28 protein-coding genes and 1 riboswitch are annotated in these 23074 nt (G+C 43.8%); of the genes, 13 read left to right on the top strand and 15 right to left on the bottom strand.

Annotated elements, in window-relative coordinates; genetic code table 11:
* Window positions 1-21 precede the first annotated feature (21 nt).
* The 4 genes from G475_RS0123415 to G475_RS0123400 all read left to right on the top strand — a co-directional run bounded on the left by G475_RS0123415 (window position 22) and on the right by G475_RS0123400 (window position 3715).
* A complete protein-coding gene (locus tag G475_RS0123415) occupies window positions 22-1056 on the top strand; it encodes an ABC transporter ATP-binding protein (RefSeq protein WP_026703327.1) in 1035 nt (344 codons plus the stop codon).
* Window positions 1028-2038 carry an ABC transporter ATP-binding protein gene (locus G475_RS0123410; RefSeq protein WP_026703326.1) on the top strand — a complete coding sequence of 337 codons (1011 nt, stop codon included), beginning with the start codon at window positions 1028-1030 and terminating at the stop codon, window positions 2036-2038. Before G475_RS0123415 ends, G475_RS0123410 begins: the two co-directional genes overlap by 29 nt.
* 127 nt (window positions 2039-2165) lie before the next feature.
* The gene (locus G475_RS26180) at window positions 2166-2750 is read left to right on the top strand and encodes an EAL and HDOD domain-containing protein (protein ID WP_051302852.1); all 585 of its coding nucleotides are present in this window, start codon (window positions 2166-2168) and stop codon (window positions 2748-2750) included.
* Between the two features lie 29 nt (window positions 2751-2779).
* Entirely contained in the window at window positions 2780-3715 is a 936-nt protein-coding gene (locus tag G475_RS0123400; RefSeq protein ID WP_026703325.1) for a PD-(D/E)XK nuclease family protein, read from the top strand.
* A gap of 6 nt (window positions 3716-3721) precedes the next feature.
* On the opposite strand, the gene manA is transcribed toward G475_RS0123400, so the two are convergent.
* Window positions 3722-4681, bottom strand: coding sequence for a mannose-6-phosphate isomerase, class I (gene manA, locus G475_RS0123395; RefSeq protein ID WP_026703324.1), 960 nt, complete (start codon window positions 4679-4681; stop codon window positions 3722-3724).
* A gap of 76 nt (window positions 4682-4757) precedes the next feature.
* On the opposite strand from manA, the gene G475_RS0123390 reads away from it, so the two are divergent.
* Entirely contained in the window at window positions 4758-5195 is a 438-nt protein-coding gene (locus G475_RS0123390; protein WP_026703323.1) for a DUF6884 domain-containing protein, read from the top strand.
* Here G475_RS0123390 and G475_RS0123385 read toward each other — a convergent pair.
* The gene (locus G475_RS0123385; RefSeq protein ID WP_026703322.1) at window positions 5192-5746 is read right to left on the bottom strand and encodes a cysteine hydrolase family protein; all 555 of its coding nucleotides are present in this window, start codon (window positions 5744-5746) and stop codon (window positions 5192-5194) included. The two genes, G475_RS0123390 and G475_RS0123385, sit on opposite strands and share 4 nt — an antisense overlap.
* Before the next feature lie 588 nt (window positions 5747-6334).
* Entirely contained in the window at window positions 6335-7105 is a 771-nt protein-coding gene (locus G475_RS0123380; RefSeq protein ID WP_026703321.1) for a 3-hydroxyacyl-CoA dehydrogenase, read from the bottom strand.
* Window positions 7106-7288: 183 nt separating this feature from the next.
* Here G475_RS0123380 and ytvI point away from each other — a divergent pair, with 183 nt between their 5' ends.
* On the top strand, window positions 7289-8410 hold the full coding sequence (gene ytvI, locus G475_RS0123375; RefSeq protein ID WP_026703320.1) for a sporulation integral membrane protein YtvI: 1122 nt from the start codon (window positions 7289-7291) through the stop codon (window positions 8408-8410).
* A gap of 150 nt (window positions 8411-8560) precedes the next feature.
* On the opposite strand, the gene G475_RS0123370 is transcribed toward ytvI, so the two are convergent.
* Window positions 8561-9931: a hypothetical protein gene (locus tag G475_RS0123370; RefSeq protein WP_026703319.1), complete on the bottom strand. Its 1371-nt coding sequence runs from the start codon at window positions 9929-9931 to the stop codon at window positions 8561-8563.
* Window positions 9932-10159: 228 nt separating this feature from the next.
* Here G475_RS0123370 and G475_RS0123365 point away from each other — a divergent pair, with 228 nt between their 5' ends.
* Complete coding sequence (locus tag G475_RS0123365; protein WP_035712576.1) at window positions 10160-11077, top strand: peptidoglycan-binding protein; 918 nt, start codon at window positions 10160-10162, stop codon at window positions 11075-11077.
* Between the two features lie 49 nt (window positions 11078-11126).
* Here the strand turns inward: G475_RS0123365 and mnmH are convergent, their stop codons facing one another.
* Entirely contained in the window at window positions 11127-12158 is a 1032-nt protein-coding gene (mnmH, locus tag G475_RS26175; RefSeq protein WP_051302851.1) for a tRNA 2-selenouridine(34) synthase MnmH, read from the bottom strand.
* 160 nt (window positions 12159-12318) lie between these two features.
* Here mnmH and G475_RS0123355 point away from each other — a divergent pair, with 160 nt between their 5' ends.
* Together G475_RS0123355 and G475_RS0123350 are read left to right on the top strand one after the other, a co-directional pair.
* Window positions 12319-13836 (top strand): aldehyde dehydrogenase family protein, encoded by a 1518-nt coding sequence (locus tag G475_RS0123355; RefSeq protein ID WP_026703317.1) that lies wholly within the window; start codon window positions 12319-12321, stop codon window positions 13834-13836.
* Window positions 13837-14101: 265 nt separating this feature from the next.
* A complete protein-coding gene (locus G475_RS0123350; RefSeq protein WP_026703316.1) occupies window positions 14102-14521 on the top strand; it encodes a DUF2157 domain-containing protein in 420 nt (139 codons plus the stop codon).
* Here G475_RS0123350 and G475_RS0123345 read toward each other — a convergent pair.
* The 3 genes from G475_RS0123345 to G475_RS0123330 form a co-directional block, all read right to left on the bottom strand.
* A complete protein-coding gene (locus G475_RS0123345; protein ID WP_026703315.1) occupies window positions 14487-15182 on the bottom strand; it encodes an MBL fold metallo-hydrolase in 696 nt (231 codons plus the stop codon). The two genes, G475_RS0123350 and G475_RS0123345, sit on opposite strands and share 35 nt — an antisense overlap.
* A gap of 676 nt (window positions 15183-15858) precedes the next feature.
* Window positions 15859-16647, bottom strand: a complete 789-nt coding sequence (locus G475_RS0123335) for a hypothetical protein (RefSeq protein ID WP_026703314.1) — start codon at window positions 16645-16647, stop codon at window positions 15859-15861.
* A 3-nt stretch (window positions 16648-16650) separates the two neighbouring features.
* Window positions 16651-17490 (bottom strand): ABC transporter ATP-binding protein, encoded by an 840-nt coding sequence (locus G475_RS0123330; RefSeq protein WP_026703313.1) that lies wholly within the window; start codon window positions 17488-17490, stop codon window positions 16651-16653.
* A 210-nt stretch (window positions 17491-17700) separates the two neighbouring features.
* Between G475_RS0123330 and G475_RS0123325 the strand changes: the two genes are divergently transcribed.
* Complete coding sequence (locus tag G475_RS0123325) at window positions 17701-17880, top strand: SE1832 family protein (RefSeq protein ID WP_026703312.1); 180 nt, start codon at window positions 17701-17703, stop codon at window positions 17878-17880.
* A 128-nt stretch (window positions 17881-18008) separates the two neighbouring features.
* Here the strand turns inward: G475_RS0123325 and G475_RS27485 are convergent, their stop codons facing one another.
* Entirely contained in the window at window positions 18009-18170 is a 162-nt protein-coding gene (locus tag G475_RS27485) for a hypothetical protein (protein WP_156911878.1), read from the bottom strand.
* Between the two features lie 97 nt (window positions 18171-18267).
* Between G475_RS27485 and G475_RS26170 the strand changes: the two genes are divergently transcribed.
* Entirely contained in the window at window positions 18268-19176 is a 909-nt protein-coding gene (locus G475_RS26170; RefSeq protein ID WP_051302850.1) for a DMT family transporter, read from the top strand.
* 8 nt (window positions 19177-19184) lie between these two features.
* Here the strand turns inward: G475_RS26170 and G475_RS0123310 are convergent, their stop codons facing one another.
* Complete coding sequence (locus G475_RS0123310) at window positions 19185-19433, bottom strand: hypothetical protein (RefSeq protein ID WP_026703311.1); 249 nt, start codon at window positions 19431-19433, stop codon at window positions 19185-19187.
* Window positions 19434-19652: 219 nt separating this feature from the next.
* Here G475_RS0123310 and G475_RS0123305 point away from each other — a divergent pair, with 219 nt between their 5' ends.
* Both G475_RS0123305 and G475_RS27005 read left to right on the top strand, forming a co-directional pair.
* The gene (locus tag G475_RS0123305) at window positions 19653-20024 is read left to right on the top strand and encodes a helix-turn-helix domain-containing protein (protein WP_026703310.1); all 372 of its coding nucleotides are present in this window, start codon (window positions 19653-19655) and stop codon (window positions 20022-20024) included.
* Window positions 20014-20151, top strand: a complete 138-nt coding sequence (locus G475_RS27005; protein WP_084414249.1) for an anti-repressor SinI family protein — start codon at window positions 20014-20016, stop codon at window positions 20149-20151. Before G475_RS0123305 ends, G475_RS27005 begins: the two co-directional genes overlap by 11 nt.
* A 76-nt stretch (window positions 20152-20227) precedes the next feature.
* Here the strand turns inward: G475_RS27005 and G475_RS0123295 are convergent, their stop codons facing one another.
* From G475_RS0123295 to G475_RS0123275, 5 genes are all read right to left on the bottom strand, one after another.
* Entirely contained in the window at window positions 20228-20554 is a 327-nt protein-coding gene (locus G475_RS0123295; RefSeq protein WP_026703309.1) for a helix-turn-helix domain-containing protein, read from the bottom strand.
* A 202-nt stretch (window positions 20555-20756) separates the two neighbouring features.
* Window positions 20757-20876 carry an anti-repressor SinI family protein gene (locus G475_RS27000; protein WP_233275838.1) on the bottom strand — a complete coding sequence of 40 codons (120 nt, stop codon included), beginning with the start codon at window positions 20874-20876 and terminating at the stop codon, window positions 20757-20759.
* A 31-nt stretch (window positions 20877-20907) separates the two neighbouring features.
* Window positions 20908-20999: riboswitch (cyclic di-GMP riboswitch) on the bottom strand.
* An 83-nt stretch (window positions 21000-21082) separates the two neighbouring features.
* Entirely contained in the window at window positions 21083-21979 is an 897-nt protein-coding gene (locus G475_RS0123285; protein ID WP_035712575.1) for a diacylglycerol/lipid kinase family protein, read from the bottom strand.
* Window positions 21980-22191: 212 nt separating this feature from the next.
* A complete protein-coding gene (locus G475_RS0123280) occupies window positions 22192-22674 on the bottom strand; it encodes a hypothetical protein (protein WP_026703307.1) in 483 nt (160 codons plus the stop codon).
* Entirely contained in the window at window positions 22671-23021 is a 351-nt protein-coding gene (locus G475_RS0123275) for a DUF2325 domain-containing protein (RefSeq protein ID WP_026703306.1), read from the bottom strand. The genes G475_RS0123280 and G475_RS0123275 overlap by 4 nt, the downstream gene beginning before the upstream one ends.
* Window positions 23022-23074 lie beyond the last annotated feature (53 nt).

The raw sequence follows: 23074 nt of genomic DNA, 5'->3' as shown, positions 1-23074 counted from the left end.
GAAAGAAAGGCGGAATGTTAGATGAGCAATGACGCCAATGCTCTTAAAATTTCTGACTTGAGAACTTCCTTTTTTGTAGAAGGAAATGAAATAAAGGCGGTAGACGGGGTATCCCTCACTATCCCTAAAGGAAAAACCGTGGGGATTGTCGGAGAATCCGGTTCCGGAAAAAGTATTACCTCCTTGTCGATTATGCGCCTGATAAAAAGTCCCGGCCAAATCAAACACGGATCTATCGCCATGAACGGAGAAGACCTTCTGCAAAAGTCCGAGCGGGAAATGCGGAAAATCCGCGGAAATCAGATTTCTATGATCTTTCAGGAACCAATGACCTCGCTCAACCCTGTTTACACCATTGGAGAACAAATATCAGAAGTGTTCCAGGTCCATCAGGGACTCTCCAAAAAAGAAGGACGAGCGAAGGCGGTGGAAATGCTCGAGCTTGTTGGGATCCCTTCTCCTAAAGAGAGGGTGAAGCAATACCCTCATGAACTGTCTGGAGGCATGCGGCAGCGGGTCATGATTGCGATTGCGCTGGCCTGTAGTCCCGAGCTGTTAATTGCGGATGAGCCCACTACCGCGTTAGACGTAACCATTCAGGCGCAGATACTGGAACTAATGAAAAACCTTCAGCAGGAACTTGGCATGTCCGTTGTTCTGATCACTCATGATTTGGGAGTAGTTGCCGAAACCTGTGACTATGTAGCTGTAATGTATGCTGGTAAAATCGTAGAATATGCTGATGTGTATACGTTGTTCAACGCTCCAAAGCATCCATATACAGTGGGACTGATGCAATCCCTGCCTAGACATGATAAAGACCAGGAAGAATTAAACGTCATTAAAGGAAATGTTCCCAAACCAGATGAAATGCCGGCGGGGTGCCGTTTTGCACCCAGATGTCCGTTTGCCAGCGAGATTTGTATTAACGAACTGCCTGACCTGATAGAAACAGAGGATAACAATAAAGTCAGGTGCTGGATATACAGTGATAAATGGGATGGAAATCCGGAGGTGAATGTCGCCGATGACTACAAAACTGCTCGAAGTAAATAATCTGAAACAATATTTTCCTATTAAAGGCGGTGTATTCGGCCGGACTGTCAATCAAGTGAAAGCCGTCGATGATATCACCTTCCATGTAAATGAAGGGGAGACCCTCAGTATTGTCGGGGAATCCGGGTGTGGAAAATCTACAACCGGCCGGGCCGTCCTGCGCCTGGATGATCCCACTTCTGGAGAAATTAACTTTGACGGAGAAAACCTTCTTCAGTTAAACAAACGGCAGATGCGGGAAAAACGAAAAGATCTGCAGATTATTTTTCAGGACCCTTATGCTTCCATTAATCCCCGCCAGACTGTACGGCAGGTTCTTGAAGAAGCAATGGCTATTCAACATGTACTGCCTAAATCGGAAAGATTGGATAAAATCCTGGAGCTATTGGATATCGTCGGACTGGGTCCTCATCAGTTGGATCGATTTCCGCATGAATTCAGCGGCGGACAGCGTCAGCGGGTAGGGATTGCTCGGGCCCTGGCAGTCGATCCCAAATTCATTATCTGCGATGAATCCGTTTCTGCGCTGGATGTTTCCATCCAGGCCCAGATATTGAACCTGCTCAAACAGCTGCAGCGGGAATATCACCTCACCTATTTGTTTATTGCCCATGATTTAGGAGTGGTCCGTCATATCTCGGACCGCGTTGCCGTCATGTATTTAGGAAATATTGTAGAGATTGGAGAAAAACAAGAAATATTTGACAATCCGAAGCATCCCTATACAAAATCCTTATTGTCTGCGATACCAGTACCGGACCCTGACCGTAAACAAGAACGGATTGTGTTAAAAGGAGATGTTCCTTCTCCAATTGATCCTCCTTCCGGGTGCCGGTTTCATACACGCTGCCCGTTTGCCACAGAAAAATGTAAAAACGAAGTTCCGAAATTAAGAAAAACGGAAACCATGACCGGTACCCATCAAGCGGCATGCCACTATATCGAAGACATTGAATCCGGCAGAAAACAACCAAATTATTAGAACCGTCAGCAATCAAACTATTGTCATAGGGAAGCCTTCTCTTTTGACAATAGTTTTTCTTTTCCTGCCATGATTTTGATATAATGAGTCTAGTAAGGATGATGTCATTCTTGTGCCGGAGGATACAATGACAACTTCTGTAGCAAGACAACCAATTGTTAGAGCAAACGGAAAAGTATTTGGATACGAGCTGTTGTACCGGAAAACGCCTTTTCAGAATTTCCTGTTGGATGACCCGGATCAAGCTACTTCCGATGTGGCATTCAATAGTTTTTTGGACGTTGGCCTTGACATTATTACAGATTATAATAGTGCCTTTATTAATTTCACAAGAAATTCCCTCCTTCAGCGTGTCCCTCTATTACTGCCTGCAGAGAAAGTGATAGTAGAAATTTTGGAAGACATTGAAGGTTCTCCGGAAATGGTGGACATCGTGAAAGAATTAAAAGAAAAAGGCTACCGCATTGCATTGGATGATTTTGTATTATCGAGGGAAAATGCAGCCTTGCTTCCCCATGCAGATATTGTGAAAGTGGATTGGAGACAGAGCACTTCTGCTGATATTCAAAAAATAATAGAGGCCCGCCGGGGCTTGAATTTTGAGCTGCTCGCTGAAAAATTGGAAACTCCCGTTGAATTCAAGCAGTCTGCTTCCATGGGATGTACGCTTTTTCAAGGCTATTATTTCGGGCGCCCGGTTGTTGTCACATAGTTTTTGAACCACCGAAAGAAGGTGATACAATGTTTGAAATAAAAACCTATCCTGAATTTTCCTGGTCTCTTTCCCGCCATAAAACATTAATGCACTGCGCCAGACAATATGCCCATCAGTATTACACCTCCCATAACGGCTGGCTGCGTGATGCTCCTGAGTTAAGTAAACAGGCTTACCGTTTGAAAAACCTTACCAATCTGGAAATGTTTTTTGGTTCGGTCGTTCACGACATCATAGAACAGGTAATAGATAATTATTTAAATACCGGCTATATTCCCGGAGAAGAGAACCTTCGGGAACAGGTACGCCGTTCCTTGAACCAGGGATTTATTGATTCCACCAGGCATTTTGACCACTGGAAGCAGCAGCCGAAAAAGAGAACCATGTTTCATGAAATATACTATGGAAATAATCCCCGCCTCCCTGCGTCCAAAGTGGAAAAAATTACCCAGCGGATGCACCTGGCCTTGAAGCATTTTTTAAACAGCCGGACCATGCAGGAAATGGCGTATAACGAACAGATTGAATTTCTGGAGTCTGAAAAATTCAGGATTTTACAGATCGGTCAGCTGAAAGTTTTTGTGGTATTGGACTTGCTTTATAAAGACCTTGACAGAAATAAATGGGTTATCACCGATTGGAAAACAGGGAAAAAATCCGAGGAAGATCCATACCAGCTCGCGCTGTATGCCTTATATCTTCTCGAAAATTATGAAGTGGAGAGCATAGATGATATTATCATCAGAAATGAATACTTACTGGAAGGAGAGGCAGCCGAGCATCAGCTCGATCCCGTAACACTGGAAAAAGTACAGGAGCTGATCGGAACAAGTGTGGAATGGATGACGGATTATCTTGAAGTTCCCTCCGAAAATCAGCCCCTTCCGCTGGAGCAGTTTCCCCAAACCTCCGATCAACGCGCCTGCAGCTTCTGTAATTTCTATGAACTCTGTTTTTCCTAAGCAGAACTATTGGCGGGTGCTTATAATCAATTCAACTTCTCCTTGTACGGTCCACTGTTTGACCGTTGCCGGCACGATGAAATGATCTCCTTTTTTAATCGCCGCCGTCTTTTCTTCCGTCTCTACCGTTCCGGCTCCATTTAAAACACTTGCCAGAACATAAGGGGCGGTGATATCGACATCCAGTCGTTCTGCTGCCTTCATGCGGTATACCTGAAAAAAAGGAGAAGACACCAGTTGTTCTATCATTCCGTTGTTATCCTTTTTTAAAACCCGGCGGGAGCCTTCTGGTTCTTCATGGGGGGTAACGGCTGCTTCCAATGATTTTTCCAAATGAAGCTCCCGCTGGTTCCCCTCCTGATCTTTACGGTCATAGTCATAAACCCGGTAGGTGGTATCAGAACTTTGCTGGGTTTCCAGAATAAGAGCTCCTTTTCCGATAGCATGAATGGTGCCGCTTGGGACGTAGAAAAAATCCCCCTCCTGAACAGGAACTTCTCTTAACAGACTGCTCCATTCTGAATTTTTCATTTTCTTCTCCAATTCCTTCTTGGAAAGAGCGTGATGCCCGAGGATCAATTTGGCGTCCGGGTCTGCCCGCACGACATACCAGCATTCTGTTTTACCGTACGCTTCTTCTGTTTCAAGCTTGCGTGCCTGTTCATCATTGGGATGAACCTGGACGGACAAATCCGCCGCTGCATCCAATATTTTCACCAATAGAGGAAACTCCTCCCCTGTCTCATTTCCAAATAGTTCACGGTTCTCTTTCCATACCGTCTGCAGATCCTTTCCCTCCAGCGGTCCGTTTTTTACCTTGCCGGGGCCGTTCGAATGGGCCGAAATACCCCAGCATTCTCCCGTGTGTTCCGAAGGAATCGAATAGCCGAATTCTTCTCTCAGGGCTGTTCCGCCCCAGATTCTTTCTTTAAATACAGGCTCCAGAAAAATAGGCTCCTTGTACATAACAACCACTCCAGACTTTCTCTATTTCGATTTTCTATTATATCATAGAGAGAGAAAGAAAAGAGGCAGATCTTAAATGAAGAATCTCTGTATTATTCCGTGTGGAAAAAAGAAAATTTGGGACGTCTTTCCCGGGAGCGGGCCTGTTTATGCAAAGGATGCCTATCAAGGGGTGCTCCATAAAAAATGCCGGGAGTATGCCCGTAGAAATGGGTATGGATGGACCATTCTCTCAGCAAAACATGGCTTCCTGCACCCCAACGATATCGTTCCTGAAAATTATGATACCGGCTTTCATTTTCCTAAAGAACAGATTATCAGCGATGACAGCCTTACTCGTCAGTGGAACGAAAAAGGATTCTATCAAATCAAAACCATCATCCTTTTAACAGGAAAAAAGCATGAGACAGTGATAAGACGGGTGATCCCCAATCTTCATCACTATGAATGGAAGACTCCTTTAAAAGGATGCCGGGGGATTGGCGAAATGCTGCAAAGGCTGAATCACCTTTAACGTCCCACAATGTTTGCACCCAATGTGTTTTTAAAATGGGAAAGGGCCCACTCATGACCTCCTGCATCAAAGCTTGCCACAGCCTGCCGGGGGATTGTCAGATGATACCCTTTATTATATGCGTCTACGGCTGTATGCAGGACACAGATATCAGTACAAACTCCGGTCAAAACAATCTCTCCTATCCCCTTCTCCCTCAAAAAAATATCCAAAGGGGTGCCGGCAAATGCGCTGTATCTTGTTTTATCCATCCACGTGACATTGGTCTCCGACCGTATCCCGGTAAATACATCGTTTACCTTACCATATAATTTCCTACCCGGTGTCCCTTCGATGTTGTGCGAGGGAAATAAATCATGTTCCGGATGCGTGGTATGATCCGGTTTATGATAATCGACGGCAAAAATAATCTCACTGCCATTCTCCCTTTCTTCTTCTATCCATTGCACGATCTTATTTTCCAGTTTTTGTCCAGGTTCTCCGCAGGTCAACGGCCCGTTATCTGACACAAAATCATTCGTGTAATCAATTATAATAAGTGCTTTCATCATTGTCCCTCCTCTCTTTTATTTTACTACTGTCTTGACATATGTAAATAGAGAGCGTGAAGGAGCTTTCCACCATTAGAAAAACGGATAGTGGGAACCCGGTCAAGATCGTCTTTCTTTGGTTACTGTTACAGCACATTCGCAGCAGTCCGGAATTTTCTGTTGAATTTTTCAAAAGCTGAGAGCCCAATATGCCGTTCTGGCGGAAGACGCTTGGAAACTGAAGGACAGAAACGCGGAATTATTTTGTTCTAGTAGTTTCCACTTAGGGATGGAGGACGCTTCGCCTCCTTTTTTCAGGTTTTCGCGGCCGCCAAAAGCGTTTGGAGATCACTCTTTCTTCTTTTCGCCCTAGTTATTGGGGCATAAGTTAAGTTGGAGGACACTAAGAGCTTCGTTCTCTCCACTAGTTCGTGTCCTCCACAACTGTTGTTTGATCCTCCAAACTAACCGGAGCATCCAAGCCCTGCAGCATCTTCTCTTCTGGTTACGAACAGGGGAAAACACCCAAGCCCCCCGTCCTTTTTTAGAGGTTTCTGCTGCAAGGTCTGCACGGCAGAAGGTGTTTCCCTCCCGTGTATAATATCTTTATTATAGATTAGGGGGCAGTCTCAGGGCCCCGTCGAGGCGTATCGTTTCTCCATTCAGCATCGGATTTTCAATAATCTGCCGTGCCAGTGCTGCATATTCAGAGGGATGGCCGAGACGCTGGGGAAAGGGTGTCATTTCCCCGAGTTCCGCTTTTGCACTTTCAGGAAGCGATTCATATAATGGGGTTTCAAACAACCCGGGAGCAATGGTTACCACCCTGATTCCGTATCGGGAAAGCTCTCTTGCAGCCGGGAGGGTCAAACCGGAAATCCCAGCTTTTGAGGCACTGTAAGCAGCCTGTCCCACCTGCCCTTCAAAACCGGCAATGGAAGCCGTATTTATAATAACGCCGCATTCCCCATCGGTATTTGGCTCATTGCTGCGAAGTTGATCTGCAGCTTGCTTCAGCATATTAAAGGTGCCTATTAAATTGATCTGGACCACTCTTGAGAAATGTTCCAACGAGTGAGTACTTTTTTTATTTAAAATTTTCTCTGCGACGCCAAGGGCTGCGCAGTTAATCAAGCCGTCCAGTTTCCCAAAATGAGCCATGGCGTCTGCTACGGTGTGCGCAGCGTCCTCTTCAGAAGTCACATCTGTTTTAATAAATATGGCATTATCTCCCAGCTGCTCGGCAAACTTTCTCCCTTTTTTTACATTAATATCAGCAATAATTACCTTCCCGCCGTTTTCAGTAATCATTTTAGCGCAGGCTCCGCCCATTCCGGAAGCCGCTCCTGTAATCAGCCAAACCTTATCCTTCACCTGCATGTTCAACCCTCTTTCTGCCAATAATGAATGATATAGCTTCTACTCTCCTCTATTTCCACTTCCGTCGTTATTAAACCCATTTTTGCCGCAGAAACAAATCCTTTATTTATAAATACTGGCAATACAGCGTTACTTAAAGGTAAAATGGAGAGAGAATACAGAAGAACGGCAAGGAGGGTACGTGTGAAAAAAGAAACAGCCTGGATGATTGCCAGATTACTTATCGTGGTCGCTGCCATTACAGCTCTCGTTTGGATCGTAATCACTGTCTTTAAGCTAACCTATCCGTTTTGGCTGGCTGCACTCTTTGCCTGGATGCTGAAACCCTTGTCTGCCTTCCTTCACCATAAGGCAAAATTTCCGAGAGGAATTGCGGCATTATCCGCCCTGATCATTGGATTATCCATTATCGGCGGCATCATTACCGGATTAACATTTTTAGTGATTGATGGAATTCAACGTTTTGCAGACTATGCACCAAGCTGGATGGAACAAGCTTTCACGCATATTCAGCAGTTTATAAATCAAACCCTCCTCCCCATTTGGCGGGAAATAAGCGGGGTAGCTGATAACCTCAGTGAAGGGGAAGGGTTTTCCTTCAATGACGGTATTTCCGAAATAGGGAGCCAAATAGGCACAGCCATCGGCCAATTTGCCCAGCGCATTGCAGACGGTCTTACCCAGATTGTTCTTCAGGTTCCTACCTTTCTTGTTGCTTTCTTATTTATATTGCTCGCGATTTATTTTATAGGGAAAGATTGGGAAAAAATGAGCCAATGGTGCCGGCAATATATCCCCGATCAAGTCAATAAAAAATTCCGCGCCTTTTACTACGCCATGTGGGGGCGGGTATTTGGATATATCCGGGCCCAGCTTATTCTTATGATGATTACTGGGATTATCGTTTTTATCGGGTTGTCCCTGCTGCGGGTGGATGGAAAAATTACGCTGGCCATTATTGTTGGTATCGCTGAATTTCTTCCTTATCTTGGGACCGGAACCATTCTGCTTCCCTGGTCCTTATACCTGCTTTTGACAGGGAATATCGGCCTGAGCATCAGTTTGGCGATATTGTACGGTATTACAATGGTAGTGCGCCAAACGATCGAACCAAAAGTTTTATCCTCAAGCATGAACCTCAACCCCATTGCCGTTCTTGTCTCCTTATTTGCCGGCCTTCAATTATTCGGGGCTGTCGGCCTCCTATTCGGACCGGTTCTCTTAGTGCTGATTGTTATTTTAATTGACATTGGCGTCTTCTATGACCTGAAACAGTTTATCGTACACGGATTTAAAGAAGAATAGCCCAGCACCGGGCTATTCTTCTTTTTTAGCATATAGGACTGTATAAATTTTGGCGTTTGCAAGATCCAGCTCCAGCGCCCAGGCGCTAGGAGGTTCACAGGATGTGGTGTCCTCAGCCAAACTTCCATATTCAGGACGCTTGCACCTTTCTTATAATAATAAATAACCGATTAGTGTGCCGACGCTTCCATAGAGAATCGCAAAGGGCATATTCCGCCCCGTGATTTTATAAGGGTTCTGCCGTGTATTCTGGGCCGTCATTGTAACCGTAATGCCATATGTCCCAACTGCTCCTGTGGCAAGAGCTCCCGTAATCAGCACCATCCCTATACTCATCGGATTCATTACATGATACAAGGGCGGCAGCACTTCTATAAGAACCCCCACCGTAGCAATCGGATGAACCCCTGCCATGGATAACCCAAGATAAGTATACTGAATTAAAAGTAAAATAATGAGCGGATAATCCGACGCAGCCACAAATGGGTATCGTATCATTTCTAAAAATGGTGTCTCATTTAAACTGCTGGAAAAAAATCCTAATGACAAAAATAAAACGACAAAGTTCTGCATACCATTCGTTCTTCTTTTCCACATCTCCCAGCCTACCACTCGAAACGACCTCCACCTGCCGATCACAGCAGCCCATACACACGAAAAGGGCACTATAACAAACGTTACCGTAAGAATAAAATTCAGGCCGCTCCTGTTCCCGATCACGACGACAATACCTAAAAAAACAGCTAAAGCCGTAAAAAGCTGGATAATCTGAAGAACAAGAGAACGGGCAGGCAGGCGGCGGTTCAGCCCTCCCCCTGCCGGTTCATAAGGATACGATTGAAATCCTTTTCTCCCCTTCCACGCATCAAGAACAAGCATGAGGAGTGAACATAATAACAACCATGGCAGATAGGTAAGATACCCAATTCCGGTAGAATCAATCGTGATGGCCACCATTATTTCCATCGGACTCCAGGCGAGAGCCAGTGTAAAAGCCCGAAGTGTCGTCCGGCTGATAAATGATTCCTGTACGGTTTTTTTTACCTTTGCTATATTTTCCAGAAGGACATGTTGTGATAATGGAAGAGCTGATAAATTAATAAAAGATACGAGTATATAAGTGGTTATCATCCCCCGGGTATACAGTTTCCCCAAATCAGAAACATTGGCCCGAAGCAGCTGATTGATGCGGCGGTCAAATCTGCCCGCCCTGACAACACTGTTCATCCATGGAAGCACAGCTAAAAACGATAACAGCTCCATATTAGCCGTAAGAAATAAAGGCACTTCTCGTATAGAAAGACCACTGTATAAAAACAAAATAATACCGGCCCCTATAAAAACAGCACCTAAAATTTGAAACAGCCGGGTGGCGGTCCTAAAAGCAAGCAGTAAAGCCGGAATAGCCAGAATCCCTGTTATGTAAAGCAGAACCTCCCAGTGCAGGAAAACATGGATGAGATATAACCCTAATACAAGACTATACAACAAATATCGTCGGCGCTGGATGGAATACGACATGGTTCTACCCCCTGTTTTTCCCCTCAACGACAATGGTTTCAGACGTTTTCTATGTTGCAGGTATATTAAAAACGTACAAGCAGATTATAGAAAGATTTCCCTGTTTACATTCATATTTCATTTTGTTTAAAAGGCCCATTTTCCATTGATTTCCCATCGTTAAGCTTGATACGATGTGAATCGTCAAAGCGACAACTTAAATTTTTGGTAAAAGGAGGTTTATATATTTTGAATATAAAACCGTCACACCATACATGGAAAACCTTAGGGGCGACCGCTCTAGCGGCAGGCATTGTGATTTTCGCCTCCCCTTCCGGAGCAGATGCCCAAGAAACAGCCGATACAGACTTAAGAGAAGGACAGGAAAACAGTCAGGTGGAAGATCTGCAGGAACTGCTGCAGGAAAGAGGCTTCCTTGATGAGGAAGATGTAAACGGAACTTTTGACGAAGAGACGACGGCAGCTATCAAAGAATACCAGGATAAACACGAGTTGGATGAGGATGGAATTGCAGGACCAATCACCATAGGTTCCCTTGAAATTCTCTCCGAAGGAGATGAAGGGGAAGCAGTGGAATACCTGCAGGAAAACCTCAGTAATCTTGGATTCTATGAAAATGATATAGACGGAAACTTTGAATCCAATACCCATGATGCCGTAGTCGAGTTTCAGCAGTCCCAGAACATTCTTGTAGACGGTCTTGCAGGCCCGCAGACATTTGGAGCACTGACTTCTGAGCTTAGAAATAACAGCAGCGAAACGCAAACCCAGGAAGATACACAGCAGACAACTCAAAAGTCCGAAGATCATCAAGAAGAAGTGGCGGCTGAATCCAACAGCAGTTCTGAAGCGGAAGGCCGCACCCTGCAGGTTAATGCTACTGCCTACACAGCGGATTGCAGCGGTTGTTCCGGAGTTACTTCCACTGGCGTGGATCTGAATGCGAATCCAGACGCAAAAGTCATTGCCGTTGATCCTAATGTGATTCCATTGGGCTCCAAAGTTCATATCGAAGGATATGGAACTTATACCGCAGCTGACACCGGCGGCTCCATTCATGGAAATAAAATTGACGTCCATATGCCAAACAAAAGCGAAGCACACAGCTTCGGCCGCCGCAATCTGGAAGTGACAATCCTTGAATAAGTGTTAAACAATGGGAGCTGTATCAAAGGATACAGCTCCTTTTCTATGATTACATTACCGGCAATCCTGTCTCTTCCAAATGGTTTATGACATACTGTTTAACTTTTACATAGTTCTCCTCCGTGGAGGCGGAATCTATTTTAACAGCTTCCCTGTCGTACTGTTCAAACGCTTTTTCATAGCGGGGATCATAATAATATTGAAGCAGATACCTAATAACTTCTTCGTAATTATACTCGTGCAGACAGCTGTAAACGTCCTCTTTGATCTCAGCAGGCAGTTTGTTCGCAATACGGTCTACAGCATCCCTGATTTCATTATGGTACACTGTTGGCTCATACGTTTCCATAATAACAGAAATCCGTTTTTCTACAGGCAGCTGGACGTTTAATCGTATTCCCCTGGCTTTTCCGTCCATAATAAAATCAGGAAGGTTCACATTGCCGATTCTCCTGCTCTCTCCTTCTATGATGACATATGGGCTCCCCTGCAATTCCTGAAGTCTTCTCCATAAATCCAGTTCAAACTGTTTTTGGCTTTTTCTTTTCAACCCGATATGGCCAAATGCGGAACCACGGTGATTGGCCAATCCTTCTAAGTCAACCACAGGATAATTCTCCTGTTGAAGTCGTTGTAAAATTTCGGTTTTAGCTGTTCCTGTACCGCCTGTAAGGACAACATATTCTCTCTTCTGCTGTTGCTCCTCTTCCAGGGCCCGCATAACCTTTTTACGATACGAACGGATGCCATCTTCCAACTGCGCACAGGAAATGCCAAGCATCTGCATTGTGGAGACAAAAGACCGGCTTCTCATTCCGCCTCTCCAACAATAGACAACAATCTCTTTTCCCTGTGCCTGCTTTTCGACCTCTTTCATTTTTTCATAATACTCATTTAATTTGGGGCCGACGATATCTAATCCTTCTTTTACTGCCGCTTCTTTTCCAAGCTGTGTATACGTAGTACCAACATGGGCCCTTTCCTCATCTGAAAATAAAGGAATGTTCACTGCCCCAGGGAGAGCGTATTCTTCAAATTCTGAAGGAGATCTGACATCTACAAATTGTTTGTTGTTATCCATTCTTTGTTCACTCCCTTATAAGACAAGTTTATGCTTCTTTCTGTTCACACACAAGGGGGAAGGGCTTTCCGGCAGGTGAATCTACGTTTAACATTCTGTCATAAAAGGAACGTATTTCTATAGAAATGAAGAATATTCAGTGGAAAGGAGTTATACTTACATGACGTTAAAAGCCGTCACACCAGCGGACGCTTCTCCGATTGGTGCGTTTGAAGAAACACCTCCAGGGGATGTAGATGCTCTTTATCAAAATAGTCACAAGGCCTGGCAGACATGGGCAGGGTATTCTTTGGAAAGAAGGCTTTCTTATTTAAAGCGTCTCCGCCATATTATTGTAGAACTGCAGGAGGAAATTGCCGATATTATTTCCATGTCTACTGGAAAAACGAAAACCGACGCCCTCACCACAGAAGTAATGGCGGCCGCTGATGCGATAAGGCATGTCGAAAAAGAAGCCCCCTCGATACTAATCAACGAAAAAGTAAAAACCCCTATTCAATTCATGGGGAAATCCTCTTACATCAACAGAAAACCGCGGGGAACCGTACTTCTTCTTTCACCGTGGAACTTTCCATTTCAACTCGCTGCTGCTCCATTGGCAGAAGCATTAGCTGCAGGAAACACCGTTATTTTAAAGCCTTCTGAAGTTACTCCTATGGTAGGGGAACTGCTCCGCCGCCTCATGGCTCTATTTCCTGAACATGTCGTTCAGGTCGTAATGGGAGGAAAAGAACTCGGCGAAGCCCTGACTGCTGGAAAACCGGATTATATTCATTTCACCGGTTCTGTATCGACAGGAAAAAAGATACAACAGCAGGCAGCCAATGATTTAATCCCCACCACACTCGAACTTGGCGGCAAAGACGCCATGATTATTTTTAACGATGCCCGCCTTTCACGGGCAGCTAAAGCAGCTGTATGGGGAGCTTTTCATCATAGCGGCCAGGTCTGTCTCTCGATTGAAAGAGTATACGTTCAATCCGGCATATATCATCAGTTTTTGACGGAAGTAAAACGTGAGACGGCGAAACTACAGCAGGGGCAGTCAGAAGATGCGGATATTGGTGCCGTGACGACAACAGCCCAATATAACCATGTAAAAAACCAAGTGCAGGAAGCCCTTGACCAGGGAGCTGTTCTGGAAGCTGGAAAAGCGCCGGGAGACTGGGACACGGCCAATATGTTTATTGAGCCTGTGCTGCTGACCAATGTCCATTCTGATATGAGTGTAATGAAGGAAGAAACGTTTGGGCCGGTCATGCCGATTCTTTCCTTTGATACTGAGGAAGAAGCTGTCCAGCTGGCAAATGCAACCTCTTACGGCCTTGGAGGAAGTGTATTTACAACTGATATTGGAAAGGCAGAACGGATTACCAGTCAAATCAGGACAGGTAATATGAACATTAATGATGTCATGACCAGTGCTGCCAATTTCCAATTGCCTTTTGGCGGGGTGAAAAACAGCGGAATTGGAAAATATCATGGAAAGGAAGGACTTCGAAACTTTTCTATCGAAACCGCCGTAATGGCTGATAGAGGAACAGATGAACAGGAAATCATCTGGTATCCAAATGCCGGAAAATATCATTTATTGAAAGAATTGATTACCAGCTTCTGGGGTCGTCAGCGCAACTGGAAATCTTTTATTCAGGCCTATATGCGTTTGAGTAAATTTTAAATCGCTGTCAACAGCCTTCCTGAAAACAGCGGGTGAGACCGGAGAGGTCTTGCTCTCTGGGGAGGTGAGCAACCAGCCGCGGCCCACGGAAAACATACAGTTGAAAAAACCTTAGGGGACAGCTTCGCTCTCCTTTCTCAACTGCCTAAGTTCCAAAAATTGGATTGTTTCTCGCGGTTTTTCATAGAATGGTATGCTACGGTTGGCGGTAGTTCTATGTTACACTGACAGAAAACGTTATCGACCATATTAGGAGCGACCTGTGATGCCTTTTCATTTTCGAGATTTCCATCCAAAAACGTTGTGGCAAAAATGGTTCAAAAGTGGAAACCGTCTTGCAGATCCAATGGATGCGCTCAGCCGCATGGAAAGAAAAAGACAACTGAAAGAATCGAAAACGGATCAATACCTATTTCGATCCTCTCTTTATGCTTTTGCTGTGATTTGTCTTGGGTTAGCACTGATGCCGGTTGTTTATTTCCTTCCCTGGGAGCAAGTGGCAGAATGGTTCGTATTTTTTCTGCTGGGCGCATTATTTTTATCTTTTACTATTTCTGTGATCACCATAAAAAAACAATCTAAATATGTGAAACTCCCCTATATGTGGGCGATTATGATCTTTTCCATCTTACTGCTTCTGTTTTATTTATTTATCGTTCTTTACTTCCGTTTACTGCTGCCCTGAGAGAGCCAAACGTTGCTTTGTATTTTTTATATTGCCGTCCCGGGTCAGGCACTTCCCCGCCATGACAGACAGACGCCGCCGCGGGGCTTAGTTCTTCTACAATTTTACCGCTTTCGACCGCCTCGGCCATATCTGCCGTAAACGCTTTGATTGGCGGTTTCAGCCTTCCGTTTTTTGAAGTGAATAAATCACCGCATAGTAATAGTTGATCCTCCGGATGATAATAGACCGTATGGCCCGGGGAATGACCTGGTGTATAGTAAGGGATCAGCCCCATCATGCTATGTAGCTGTCCTTCCCTGTCTTTAGGAAGAGGCTTGACCACCCCTTTGTCTACTAAACGTTGGGGCTTTCTGCGTCCAGGGTATGCCAGATCCCCTTCCATATATGGAATTTCTAATTCATGAGCATACACCGGCACCCTCTCTTTTTTTAAAAGGGAAGCCAGTCCTCCTGTGTGATCTATATGACCATGGGTTAGCAGGATCATCTGCAGAGGACCGTATGCTTTTGCCAGTTTTATAGTTGCACCTGTCATAAACCCCATCCCACTGTCGATTAAAATAGAGCCGAATTCCGTTTTCACCAGCCAGGTACTAATTTTTAACCCCACCCAGGCTTCTATTTTATAGATATGTGGTGCTATATGTTTTATTTTCATCTCTGCACCCCCTTCAATAAAAAAAATGCAAGCGCCCTGGGAAGCCGCGATAGGTTCCGCGCCCGGAACAGGGCGTTCGCGAACTTAACAGAAGTTCCTATGGATGTACGACTACATGCGTCACGTCCTGTGACAACGTCATTGGTATAGGTAAAAGGAGGTTCGGTTAAAACCGCCTCATCCTAAGGCAGCACCGAAATGATCTGCATCCCGGAAGCCCTTCTGCGGGCCTCCGAGCGGCAGGGCACTGGAGCTCGAAAAAGCCAAACCTCTAAACTTTCTTCTCTTCCCACTCGGGGTCCAGATCTTTTCAGATTTAAACCCGCCTTCTTCTTATCTGTCTTTGGTGGAAGCTTGTTTCAGCATAGCTAATGCCATCACAACACTTGTAAAAATTAAACCAAAGGATAACCCGGCGATTGCAACCAACTCTGCCACCATGCCCTTCCCTCCTTTACGTTCGAGTAGTATTTCCCTGGAATGAGGTATTTTGATCTATACCCTTTTTTCACACTATTCAAACATCACTGAAAATAGCAGTTGTTTAGAGGTATTATCAAGGATGCGAAGCACCCTTTAGCACCAGCCTTTTTCCAAGGTGTTTTTCTTCCATTGCCTGACAGACGGAATTCTAAAAAAATAAGAATGAATCATGGTAAAAACCCTTGATCCATTCTTATTTCTGTTCTTCCTTATATTTCTGATAACAGTTTGCTCTATCTTCGGCTTTCATACGGGGACAACGATAACAGTAACGACTGAATGCTTTATACGCCAAGCAGCAGGTTGGCTTGGTGTACATTGGTTTATCATCTGCCGGGTTAGGCACGGCCATACACTTATACTGCAATGGATGCTTTTTTTCCCTAAAATCTTCCGGACTGGTTTCCGTGGTAAGATAATGCCAGTCTTCCCTCATTCGTTTCTGCATTCCGGCATCTTCTGTTACTTTCGACAAGTCCATAAAATATGGAACAGCATGATAAACCTGCCCCCATAATTCCCGCGGGCGTATACCAGCATATGCTGCTACTGCCCGAAATAAAGGAACGACATGATCCTGGTAAAACGCCAGCAGTTTAGCCTGACGGGTATAATTATCAAGCGGCTCTTCTATTTTCCAGCAGCTGCACTCAAATTCAAAGGCGGGTTCATGGTGATCGGTACGTTTGGTATGATATACCATCATAGGTTCAAGTGATATATCGATGTCATATCCCTTTGCTAACGCCCAATGAATAAATGCAAAAAAACGGCTGTACCGATTGGCCCAGAAGGTTGCCGTCATATCATCTTCCGGCGCATAGATATCTCTGCCGTATTTATTCATAAAGGCAGACAATCCCTGGACCGTTAACCAGGAAGACGGACGAAACGCTGTTTCATAGACAGCAGGAGGATTGGTTCTAACCGCAAACAATTCAAATACTTTGGAGTCTAAATGGTTTGACAGCACCGCATCCATAGATTAAACCCTCGCAAGTGCTGGATTCATGTTCGTTTCCGGCACAGATTCCAGTTGTCTGTCTACGAGATCATACGTCATGCAAAGCGGTTTTCCTGTCCGGGGATCCGCCACAACGTGAGCATCTATTCCAAAGACTTTGCGCAGTACCGGTTTGCTGACGACTTCCGAAGGACTGCCGATATGCTGGACTGCCCCGTCTCTCATCGCAATCAGATGTTCCGAAAAACGTGCTGCATGATTCAGATCGTGCAGGACCATTACAATAGTACGTTCTTCCTGAGTATTTAATGACTGAAGTAATTCCAGGACTTCCAGTTGATGGGCCATGTCGAGGTAGGTTGTCGGCTCATCCAAAAGCATCACGTCGGTGTCCTGTGCCAGAGCCATCGCGATCCAGGCCCTCTGCCGCTGCCCTCCGGAGAGTGCATCCAGGGAGCGGTCTTTGTAACCTGCCATCCCTGTATCCACGATGGCCTTTTCTATTGCTTCTTTATCTACTGCGGACATTCTGCCTGTTCCGCGCCGGTGCGGATAGCGCCCAAAAGAAACAAGCTGTGATACAGTAAGTGTCTGCGGGATATCAGGCGATTGAGCAAGAATAGCCATTTCCTTTGCTACATCTTTTGTCTTCATCTCGTGAATATTGCGTCCGTTTAGATAAACAGCACCCCGTGCAGGTTTCATAATACGGGACATTGATTTCAAAAGAGTTGATTTTCCGCAACCGTTCGGACCTATTATTGATGTGATTAATCCGTCCGGCACCTCTATGTTCATATCTTCAATAATGGTATGATCGTTGTAAGCGACGGCTATATGTTCGGCAGACAGCTTAGACATATCTAATACCCCTTTCGCTTTTCGATAAGCAAGGTGAAAGCATTCATAATATTGATAATCATTTTCATTAAAAATTATAAATGGTTCCTCCTGACATTTCAATACTTCATTGAAAAATCTTATCATTTGAGCTCTTTAACCCATTGTGGTATCTTGCAGATATTGTGATATAGAAAGGAAAAGATGAATAGGTAAACGGAGGAGAAGAACATGAATCGAAAGGAAATTGAAGAGAGAATTCAGCATCTTAAAATGGATTATATCCGTATTCAGGGAGATCTGGATAAACTGGAAGCAGTGGGGGGCAATGCCTCTGGTGCCATCAGGGAACTGGAGATTATTGAAGATGAAATCAAAGAACTAAATCAAGCGCTTCACAGCAGCTCCTAAAAAAGAAAGCTGGGCACCGCCCAACTCTCATCCGAATTTTCCGTCGAAGTTGACTGGCATCTCCCCTGTCTTCGCTTCAGACCAGTATTTCTTTCAGCCAGGGGTTGTTGAAGCACCCTGCCATTAATTCAAAAGTAAAACTTTACCAAGGAGAAGGGGCTGTCTTCCTCGACAGCCCCTTCCGGCATGGTGAATCCTGTGGTGTAGGCAGGGGATGTATCCCAAAGGTAATAACCGATAAAGAATACAGCAAGCAGTATTAATGAGATGACTAGCATACGCTGAAACACAGGTGACTCTCCTTCATGATAAATTACTACGTCTATTCTCTAAAAAACAACTAACTTCTGTCAATATCAGTAATTCATTTTGGAAGGTTGATTGTAGTTGAGATCTAACCAGTGGAATAAAAAAAATACCATTATTCTCTCCCTTATTTTGTTTCTTACAGTAAGCTGGGGGTATTCCTGGCCTTTAATGAAAATAGGATTGCAGTACATGGGACCTTTCACATTTTCTTTTCTGCGTTTTCTTACAGGAGGGGCTGTTCTTCTCACGGGCCTTTGGTTGTTTCGTAAAAAAAAGACCCCCTTATCCAGTGTTCCATGGAAACAGGTCTGCCTTCTTGGATTCTTACAGACGTTTGCCGTCTTTGGTCTTATTACCTATGCGATGCTGTTTGTAGAAGCTGGAAAAACTTCTATTATCTTATATACGATGCCAATATGGTCCAGTATTCTCGCAGCCATCTTTTTAAACGAGACACTAACAAAACAAAATGTGATCGGACTGCTATTTGGGCTGTGCGGCCTTTCCCTAATTGTCGGAGCCGATGTTTACCAGCACCCATCTCTGGATCATCTAACCGGTATTGCTTTTATACTTCTTGGCTCATTGGCCTGGGCTGCAGCGAATATCTACTTTCGATTGAAGCTGGCGGGGACAGACTCTTTCGAAGTGACGGCTTATCAAATGCTTATTGGGACAATCGGTCTTGGTGTTTTGGCCTTTTTGATGGAAAGAGGAGACCCGGTGACATGGACAGCTGAAAGTATTTTTTCTGTTCTGTTCACTGGAATTGCAGCCTCAGCGGTCTGCTTTTCTATTTGGTATTTTCTGCTTCGTGTGATTCATACGATTACCGCCGCTATATCTACCCTGCTTGTCCCTGTGTTTGGTGTGATATTTGGTTATCTTTTACTCCAGGAAACACTGACAACGTTTATGCTGGGTGGTGCGGCTTTCATTCTGATTGGTATTTTCATCAGCCAGACCGCCTTCCACAAAAGAAAATAAGGAGGGAGTTATATGCTCACGTTAATGATGGTACCTTTTTTGGCTTCCTGCCATAAATTCGCACCGTTATATTCAATGTTTCTTTTTGCTCCCTTCTTTTCCAGTCTGGTAATCCGGCTTTTCACATAGTCAAAAGGGCATAACCCGACAAATTTTCTGTCAATATACAATTCGCATATATTATTTCGTAAATAAACGAGGATAATCGAATGTCCAAATATATGTGTATAATACCTGCCTCCCTGTCGCCTTACCATCCTTATCCCCTCCACTTTCTGTTCGTTTTATAGAATGTAATTGAAATATATAATGAATAAACAGCATTGAAAAGGGCTGAAATTAGTGGTATTTTCTATATAACGCACTATTTTTGTTCTTTATAACGCATTATCTCTTTTTTTCTCCTATTTTCATTTTTTTAAAAATCTTTTTTGTTTTATATAATGAACAAAACGAGGAAAAAGGGAGAGGGACAAATGATAGGTCAAAAAATAAGATCCTACCGCCGAAAAAAAGGACTCTCCCTTTCTGAATTATCCAAACAAGTTGATATTTCAAAGTCTTATTTAAGTTATATTGAAAGAAATGTAAAACAGAACCCTTCCATTGAAGTTTTAAAGAAAATTGCTGTTGTGATGGATATTACAGTAGAAGAATTAATTGAAGAGTCGATGACGGGGTTTTATGAGGAGGATCAGCCGTTAGATGAAGAATGGGTGGGATTAATACAGGAAGCGATTCGTGAGGGAGTCAGTAAAGAACAGTTTAAAGATTTTCAAGAATATATCAGATATAAAAATTGGGCAAAACAGAAAAGGAAAAACGGGGGAATGGAAAGTGAACAGTAATGAAAATAAGCATTTATATTTGGATGAAGACTGGATTAAACTGATGGGGGAAGCAAAACAGATTGGATTATCTCCAGAAGAAGTCCTGGTTTTTTTATCAGACCAGCGCAGCGACGATGAGAACTGAAGTTCAGCATACTTCCTTCGCGTAACAAAAAACACTTTATAGTCCGCCGCGGGAAAGATAAAGTGTTTTCCAACGTTTATTGATTTTTTGAGCGCCATTTATTGAACTCCAGAAACTCTTTAAATTGTTCTTTTGTGACACCGGAGTCCATCGCCTCTTGTACGATGGAAAGCCATTCATCGTCCAGGTCTTTTTCTTCTATCTCTTTTTCATCCTTCAGTAAGGCATCAACAGATATATTTAATACAGCGGATACTTTCTCCAGAAACTGGACAGATGGGTTTGTTTGGATATTCCTTTCGATGGCGCTTAAATAGGATTTAGCCACCCCTGCTTTTTCCGCTAGTTCCGTTAATGAAATATTGTTTTCCTTGCGGTATTTTTTTACTCGGTCGCCAATCATCGCGTGAACTCCTTTTTTCAATGACAATGTGACTCCATTATAACATATAACGAATATAAGTTTGTTATATTGAACAATAAAAAAGTTTGAAATAATTGGAATTTTCATCAAAAAGAGTGTTAGATTTTTTAGAAAACACTTTCTTTATTATATACCTTTTTATAAAGGAAAAAAAGCCACTTAAAAAAGATGGCTTTTTTCTCTATGATTCAATGTGCTGTTGTTTAATAAACGTTTTGACTTCTTCGATCGTTAGTCCTGCCGCTTTTGCCTCTTTGATAAGGACCACCCACTCTTGATCCAATTTTGCTGGTACTAGCAATTGGTTCAACCTCCTGTCGCCTTTTGGTGCCCCAGGCAATCCAGCCGCCGTTGTCTGCTTCTGCCAGACGTTAGGCCTGTGATTTTGCGTCGCTGCTTTTCAACAGAGTTGCCCTTTTCTGGAGGTTGTTTTTAAATGTGTAGCACCTGCCTCGTCTTCCCCGTCTTCTCCATTTCCCTTTACATGGCCATCAGCCTCCTGATTTATTACACACGTATATCCGGTACTAAAAACGGAAGCCGGGCCGGAAGATTTTCAATCGTTACCGGAGTTTCCATATATATCTCTCCGTCCGTATCGGCTTTCATTGGTTCAGCAGTATGAAGCTCGATCGTTTTTCCCTGGTAATGCTTCACATCTGTTTGAGCGGGATCCCAGACCAACGGGTTTTTCGCTGTTAAATACTCCCGCAGGAGAGAAGCTCCCCCTTCACTGACAATAAAAATATTAAATTGTCCATCGTCGAGGGAAATATCCTGAAAAGGAAGCTGGCTGGCCCCAATAAAATTGCCATTCACGATAAGAACCATCACGGCTTCATCTGTCAATTTCTTCCCATCTATACTCAGCTCAAAAGTAAATGATTCCGTGTCCGCCAGGGTCTGAAGAGCACTGATAAAATAACTGACTTTTCCGAGCATGTTTTTCCATTCTCCATTGATATTCTTTGAGGTGTCAGCTATTAACCCAATACCATAGAAATTCGAAAAATAGCGTTCATTCATGCGGCCGATATCAATGTATCTTGTTTTCCCATTCATTAAGGCATCTGCTGCCCGTTTTATGTTCTGCGGAATAGAGAGGGCCCGGGAAAAATCATTGCAGGTTCCCCCCGGAAAAATACAGAGCGGTGGAGGGTTCTTCAGCGCAGCTGCCCCGTTAATACATTCATGAACCGTTCCATCCCCTCCCATGATCATTATGATATGATAGGCGTCCCCCCATTCCTTTGTGAGTTTTTCCGTATGACCTTTGTACTGGGTTTGTTTTATAACAAGTTGTTCGATGTGATTGGCTAATATTCCTGCTGCTGCTTCTATATTTTTTTGAATAAATGCCTGGCCTGCATTCCCATTTACGAGCAGTAAGCCCTTTTCATACATGATGGTCCATCCTTCTCTAAAATGTAGACTGTTCTCAATGTAACCTTATCTCTTGTGTTTGTAAACCTATACACAGACAGCATTTCAGAAACACGAAGCTTATCAGCGATAAAAGACGACCTGCCGTTTTTTTGGTGGAAAGCAGGCTTGTGCATCGGTCCACTGGTAGATTCTAAAAAGGACACTGCCCGTAACAGACAGTGTCTCTTTCGTTATTCGTATTTTGTTCTGCAAAACCTCTCGCCAGTTGTAATGTCTGCTGCGGTTAGTGTCCAGGAATTGTTGGGATGAATGGTTTCCAAATACTCAATCGCTTTAAACATTATGTGCTGCTTTCTTTCATTGGAACCGGAAAAAAATATCCATGCCTGAGCTGTCTGGCCCATATTGGTTTCTGTTCCTGCCATAAAAATATTTTCTACATAGCGGGTATAAATACGTCCCTGTAAAGGAAAAGCAGGCAGGAGCTTTAGTGCTTCATCCATAATCGTAATCATCGTGGACACATACAGATAAACGCTGCTAAATTCATGAACATTTATCTGTTTCCATTTCTTTTTTACCGTTCTGAGTAAGACAGAACCTTGGTCAATCTTCCCTGTAGACAGCTGTCGTAACAGGTCGTTTAAAAAGGACTGTAATTCCAGGGTGCCGGGATACGGCTGCTGCTGAATGTATTCTGATTCATTGTTCAAAACGATTCCTCCCTGACTGTAGTTGCTCCTGTATCCTCCCTTACCATGGGACAACTTTCACACACCTGCTCACAATTTGTTAAAGCTTTATATATGGAGCACCAGGATCTCTTTGCGTAGCATACTGGAATATTTCGTTCTTTGGCCTTTTGTTTTAATTTATCGGTTATGTTGTGATTGATAAAATCAGTAAGTACTAAAACAAGATCCACTTTATCTGGAATTTTCTTATGAACTATCTTAACTTTTCGTCCGCTTACATGAGATATATCCTGAAATCCTAATTCTTGCAGTCGTTTCGGAATTGATCCAAGTTTGTCCGCCCCTACGATCATTAACGAATCCACAAGAAAGCACCTCCAACAATAATGATAATCATTCTCAATAAAACTTAATTGTA

This window comes from Salibacterium aidingense DSM 18341 (assembly GCF_000429685.1).
Classification (GTDB): Bacteria; Bacillota; Bacilli; order Bacillales; family Marinococcaceae; genus Salibacterium; species Salibacterium aidingense.
The sequence above is the reverse complement of the archived record's forward strand: the minus strand, read 5'-3'. Positions and strand labels throughout refer to the sequence as shown.